At 60.3% G+C, this 6,821-nt stretch carries 2 protein-coding genes and 1 pseudogene; 2 read left to right on the top strand and 1 reads right to left on the bottom strand.

The window, feature by feature from the left end:
* Positions 1–35: 35 nt before the first annotated feature.
* Positions 36–1,052 carry a tRNA dihydrouridine(20/20a) synthase DusA gene (gene dusA / locus EOA38_RS23780; RefSeq protein WP_281059669.1) on the bottom strand — a complete coding sequence of 339 codons (1,017 nt, stop codon included), beginning with the start codon at positions 1,050–1,052 and terminating at the stop codon, positions 36–38.
* Positions 1,053–1,560: 508 nt separating this feature from the next.
* Here dusA and EOA38_RS23775 point away from each other — a divergent pair.
* Positions 1,561–4,773 (top strand): DUF5801 repeats-in-toxin domain-containing protein, encoded by a 3,213-nt coding sequence (locus EOA38_RS23775; RefSeq protein WP_127300378.1) that lies wholly within the window; start codon positions 1,561–1,563, stop codon positions 4,771–4,773.
* A 757-nt stretch (positions 4,774–5,530) separates the two neighbouring features.
* Positions 5,531–6,821: pseudogene (locus EOA38_RS23770) on the top strand (hypothetical protein); the annotation flags it as partial.

Below are 6,821 nucleotides of genomic sequence, written 5' to 3'. Positions count from 1 at the left end.
CCGCATGGTGCTGCGCGACTAACGCAATCGCGGGCTCAGGCCGCTTCGGTTTCCGCCGCCGCGAAATCTATTGCCGCGAAGGCCGTCTTCAGCACCTGCGGCCCGGCGCCGGGTTTGTTGGCGTCGGTGGACAGGATCTGCCGGTAGCGGCGCGCGCCTGGGAGCCCATGGAACAGCCCGACCATATGGCGCGTGACATGGCCGAGCCGCCCGCCCTTCTCGATATGACGCTCGGCGTAGCCCGCCATGGCGTCGATCAGCGCGGCATAATCGAAGTCGGCCGGTGCGTCGCCATAAAACGCGGCATCGACGCCGGTAAGGATTCCCGGCGTATGATAGGCCGCGCGGCCGAGCATGGCGCCGTCGACATGGGCGACATGCGCCGATGCCTCCTCAAGCGATTGAATACCGCCATTGATGCCTATGAATTCGTTCGGCTTTCCGGCTTTCAGCCGGTAGACGCGTGGGTAGTCGAGCGGCGGCACATCACGATTTTCCTTGGGGCTGAGCCCTTCCAGCCACGCCTTGCGGGCATGCACCCAAAGCGCATCGGCGCCGGCCGCGAATACACCATCCGCCAGCGTGTCGAGCGCGGGCTCAGGGTCCTGATCGTCGACGCCGATGCGGCATTTGACGGTGACCGGGATTTTTACCTCAGCCTTCATCGCCGCGACGCATTCGGCCACCAGCGCCGGCGTCTTCATCAGGCAGGCGCCGAATGTGCCTGACTGGACGCGGTCCGACGGGCAGCCGACATTGAGATTGATCTCGTCATAGCCGAACGCCTCGCCGATGACAGCCGCCTCGGCAAGCTTCCGCGGATCGGAGCCGCCGAGCTGCAGGGCAACCGGATGCTCGACGCCGTCGAATCCAAGCAGACGCTCGCGCACGCCATGAATGACCGCCTCCGCCACAACCATCTCGGTGTAGAGCAGCGCGCGGCGGGTCAACTGACGGTGGAAGAACCGGCAATGCCGGTCCGTCCAGTCCATCATTGGTGCTATGGCGAGCGTCGTCTGCATAAGCCTGTTCGATCTTTCCGGCGGTCCCACAATCAAGCCCACAGGGCACGATCTAGTATATTTTCTTTTATTTTCAAACAGTTCCTACAGGAGGGACAAAAGTCCCCCTTCGAGAGGGACCATTTCCCCACGTCACAGATTTCCAGAAAAATCAATACTTCGATTTGAACTTTCCACAAATAAGAGTAAACTTTTTGCGCTCATGTTCTGAGCGGGAGGCGTACAGGCAGTAAATGCCTGTTTTAGAGGGGCGGGGTTTGAGTATGCCCTCATCATTGATCCTTGGCGCCCATCATTGGCGGGTTGCCCCTGCGCATAGGGCGCATCCGCCTGGAAATGCCTGACGGGGCATGGAGCGGAGGGTCAGCGGCGGCTTCTCCCAACCCCCTCTACCCCCGTGAGCCAAATCACCACTCCAGTTTTCTTTAATGATGACTCGTAGCGCCGGCCCATGCCGGCGAATGCGCGCCCGTGCGGCCGGTCGCCAGTGTTGGGGCTGACGTCGCGCCTGTCGCATTTGAAATCAGGGAGAACCCTCATGACGATCAGCTTCATTCTCAACAACCCGGCCGTCAACGATCAGACCGCTGGTCAGCAAACCGACGATAGCGGCGACGGCTTTACCGATACCGATGTCGCGTACTCCTCGCTGCCACTTGCATTCCGGACCTATCTTGAGACGACTCTCGGGCTGCCCTCCACGTTCCCGACCAATGTCTACGTTGCGACCCAGACGAACTCGGTCACCGTCAACGCCACCGCCGGTTCGCAGCTCTCCGGAACGACGTTCACGGACGGCAACGGCGGCGCCCTCGACGGCGACGACAGCTTGCTCAAAACCGCCGACGGCAAGGAAATCTTCCTCTACGCGGACGGAAGCAACACCGTTATCGGCAAATATGACAGCGATGGCATCGGCGGCGTAGACTCGATCGCTTTCGTCATCTTCAAGCAGGACGTGTTGAACGCCGGCGCGACCAGCGACCAGGTAACGCTCAGTATCGTCACCTACGTGCCGATCTTCCATGGCGACACCGGCGACCCCGATGACGCGGTCAATCTCGGCAACACCCTCAAGCTCGCCGCCGGCGAGACCACCACTTTCAGCTTTGCCGGGGCGCCTTCCGGCAGCAACCTCTTCATGATGTTCGGCGATCCGAACTCCACCGAGATCGTGGTGATCGGACAAGATCCGTTGAATCAGTCCGAGGGCGGGAATATCACGACCAAGGATGTGCTCAACATCAGCCAGGCCGGCAGCACCACCTCGTTCGGTGTCAACGGCAACCAGATCAACCCCACCGAGGGCGCGTTCATCACCTATGTCCACGGCGCGAACACGAACTACCTCGTGCCCAATCTGGACCAGAACGAGGCCGACATCGAAGCCAACATCGACTTCCAAAGCCTCGTCAATGCAAACACGGCGTCCTTCACCGTCAACCAGACCAATCCGGGCATCGGACCCGTCACCGTCAAGATTTCGGCCTTCACAACCGCCTACGAGCCGGGGACGGGTTTCGTCGACGGGCTCACCAACGACACGCACGTCGCCATCAGCTCGTTCTCGCTTACCAACGTCGTCGTCAAGACAGGCAATACGCAGTATTTTCCGACCGCCGAGATCGACGGTGACGGCAACCTGATCATCAAAGGCCTGAGCACCGGCGACACGGTGCAATGGACGACGACCGGGACCCACAACCGCGTGCTGATCGAAAACATCAGCGACAATGATGGCGTTGCCGGCAACGACAACAACACTTTCGACATCGGCGGCTTCAGCATCGCGACGCCCAGCTCCGCCTCGACGTTCGTCGGTCAGCAGATCGTGATCGAGGACGACGGGCCGACGGCGGCGCTGACCGAGAATACGGCCAAGGTGCTGCATGACGAGACTGCCCTCGTCAACGCCAATTCCAACGACCAGTCTGGGTCGGCGCCGGCCGCCTTCCTCGCTCTCGGCGCCGTGCTCGGCTGGGCGGCCAGCGCTTCCGCCGTTGTCACGCCGAGTTCCAGTTTCGGCACTGACGGACCGGGAAGCCAGACCCTGTCGCTCGGCGTCAGCGCCGCGAATGCCGACTCCGGCTTCGATTCGCTCGACGGGCATAACATCCTGCTCAATGTCGAGGGCGGCCTCGTCGTCGGCCGGGTCGACGTCGGCAACGACGGCGACACAGCTGGCGATCCTGTCGCGCTCGCCATCTCGATCAGCCAGGCCGGCATCCTCAGCATCGCGCAATACATCGCCATCGCCCATCCCGACCCCACTAACCCGGACGACGTGAAGACGATGACCGACAGCGTTCTGCTTGCCAAGGTCCATGCCGTCGACGCCGACGGCGACACCAGCGACACCAGCCTGGCCATCGGCGACAAGGTGCAGATCAGGGATGACGGCCCGACGATCACCGTGCCGTTCGACGGTGACCCAGGTACCGCAGGGATCCAGCACGAGACTCTGGCGAACACTCTCAATGCGTCGGCCTCCGGTGCCTTTGGGTATGACATCGGCACGGATGCTCACACGGCCTTGTTCTACTCGGGCGGCGGGTCCGACTTCGTCGACGTCAACAACTCACTCGCCGGTGTCCAGATCAGCTTGACCGGCACCGTCGACAACGCCCAGAACCCGAACATCACCCAAGCGGTCGCAACCCTCACGGCAGAGACCAGCTCATCCGCCTCGTTCGACTTCTCGTTCCATTACGACAAGGACCCGATCACGGCTGGTGTGCAGGACTCTACGGCGGGCGGCACTCTTGTCTTTGACAAGAACGCCGACACCTACACGATAACCTTGACCGATGTGATCGACGGGTTCAGCTTCGACGTGCTGCACACCGCGGAGCTGATTGCCAAGCAGCCCACGGGCAATACGGGACACCCGCTGATCGTTGCGGAGCAGCTCACCCCGAACGGCGATCCGGATCCGTTCTTCGTGCAGTTCACCGCAAACTCGACAACCAACACCATCGGGTTCGGCTTCAACTCGACCGGTGACGGAGCGCCCGTTGGCGACACCACGTTCAACAACGGCGGTGCAACACACGATATGGTCACCAACCTGAATGAAGACTGGGTGTCTGCAACCCAGTCGACGAACGGGGTGGCAGGCGATACGATTCAGAAGGGTGAAGCTCTGACCTTGCGGTTCTTCAAAGAGAACATTTTGTCGGATGTCGACCCGAATGCCCCCAATGGCGGTACAGAGCGGCTCGACCCGACCGCGACCGCCGATGGTATTGTCGTCAAGTTCGACGGCATCGGCAACTCCGAGGACCTCGTCGTGATCCTCGACCTGAAGGACGCCAACGGCAATGAAATAACCAGAGCCGTCAACGTCGAGAACTCGGACCTGATCAAGGGTAACGCCAATGTTCCCGCCCCGTACAACACCGAGTTCACGCTCGATAACAACGATGCCTTGCTCATCATCGAAAAGAACGACTACACGGTCTCCGGCGAGACCTACAAGATACAGGGCCTCCAGATCATGCAGAGCGCCAATGGGTTGACGGGTGACGCCATCAACCTGAACGGGGCCGTCGGAGCCAATGGCGGCAGCAGTGCCACCAGCAACCTGACGGCTTGGGATACGACCGACAATGATGTCCTGAAGATCGTGGACATCGGGTTCGTGGAGCAGACCACCGGGACAATCGGCGCCAACCTCGACTTCGGGTTCCAGATAGCGGACGCGGACGGCGACACGACGGCGACGCAGCATATCCTCGTCGACATCGCCTGACGCCTGACCAAGCGGGGGCAGCCATGCTGCCCCCGTTCGATACCCACAGATCTACGATAGGGTGCTGTCGAGCGGATCGATCGTCGACACGCTGCTGTAGTGCCCTGACCGCCTTCGCCACAACCGTCCCGCTGTAGAGCACTTCGCGGCGCGTCAACTGACAGTGGAAACCGGCAATGCCATCGTCCAATCCATCATTGGTACTATGGCGGGCGTCCGCCTGCATAAGCCTATTCAATCTGCTCGCCGCTCCCACGGTCAAGTTCACGGGCGCGATCGAGTATATTTTCTTGTATTTTCAAATAGTTCCTACAGCAGGGACAAAAGTCCCTCTTGGGGAGGGACCATTTCCCCAAGTCACATACCTTCCAAAAAATCAACAGTCCGATTTGAACTTTCCACAAATAAGCGTAAACTTTTTATTGCTCATGTACTGAGCGGGAGGCGTACAGGCAGTCAATAGCCTGTTGAAGAGGGGCGGGGTTGAGTATGCCCTCATTATTGATCCTTGGTGCCCGCCGTTGGTGGGTTACCGATGCGCATAGGACGCATCCGCCCAGAATTGCCTGACGGGGCACGGAGCGGAGGATTGCGGTGGTTCCTCCCAACCCCTCTACCCCCTGAGTCAATCGAAACTCCAGTTTCCTTTTAACGATGGCGCGTGGCGCCGGCCCTGCCGGCGGATGCGCGCCCGTGCGGCCGGCTGCCAGCGTTGGGGCTGATTTCGCGCCTGTCGCATTTGACCAGGGAGAATCTCATGGCACTCGATATCACCGCTCAAGACATCATTGTCGACGAGACCACCGGCTTGCAGGACGACGACGTTAACCCGGCCATTGCGCCTTACAATACCAACACCACTCTGACATATCTCCTAAGCCTCGACGCTTCGGGCGGGCTGGCCTCACCGGAAGTCGCCTTCCAGGCCGACTTCGTGATCGCCTCGGCGAGCGCGGGCGAAACCATCACCTCGGTCATTCTCACGCAGAACTTGTCCGGGACCCCGTTTTCCACCACCGTCGGTGTCAACAGCGGCATTAAGACGGTCGACGGCAATTATGTCTGGCTGTTCCAGGATGCAACGCATCCAAACGTCGTGATCGGCGTCATTGGGACCTCTGACGTGAACGCAGCGCCCGCTGCGACCGGGCCGCTCGCCTTCTCGTTCGCGCTGATCAGCACCAGCACCACCGGTCATTTTGACCTGTACACGGTCCAATATGTGCCGCTGTTCAATCCGATCGCGACCGACCCGGACGACCGCATCGATCTGACCGACAAGGTGTTCGCATCGGTCGCGGGCACGACCACGGTCGGTTTCTCAGGCCAGAGCGCCGCTCCAGGCAATCATGATTTCTACCTGATCAATTCGCCCGATGACGCTTCCAAGCAGCTTCTGGTGATAGCTTTGAACGGTGGCACCGCCAACGTGAGTACACAGGGCTTCGGTGTCAATAACCAGAGCATCAATCCGAACGAAACGCTGCAGGTCGATTTTGTCACCGGCGGCAACCTGAACGCAGGTACGGCTTCGCAGATCCAGTACGGCAGCCATATCGAGACTATCACTCAGGCCGGATTCACGATCAACCAGATCACGCCTTCCCAACCGGATAAGCGCGTGGACGTCACGATCAAGGCCTTCAACAATACGGGCAATGATCAAGGCACGAACTTCTTTGACGGTACCACGACTAACGCTGTCGACATCGTCAGCATCAAGTTGACGGGCCAATCGGGCTTTGCCTCCACCATCACCGCCGATGGCACCTATGCCACCGGAAGCGGCAACGTCACCGTCACAGGGCTTAACGGCACCGGAAACGCCGTGACCATCACCGGGCTGGATAACATCACAACCGTCGATATCACCACCGCCAGCCCAATGGATCGAATGACGGTTACCGGGGTCGATGCGAACGAAGGGTGCGACATCACCGAGTTCCATTTCAAGACGACGACCACCAACGCCTACACCGAACAGGTCGGCTCGTTCATCAACTTCGACGACGACGGGCCGACGCTTTCGATCACGGCCGCGCCGGTGG

This window comes from Mesorhizobium sp. M1E.F.Ca.ET.041.01.1.1, assembly GCF_003997355.1.
Classification (GTDB): Bacteria; Pseudomonadota; Alphaproteobacteria; order Rhizobiales; family Rhizobiaceae; genus Mesorhizobium.
Note: the sequence above shows the minus strand (reverse complement) of the source record. Positions and strands in the feature narration are given on the sequence as shown.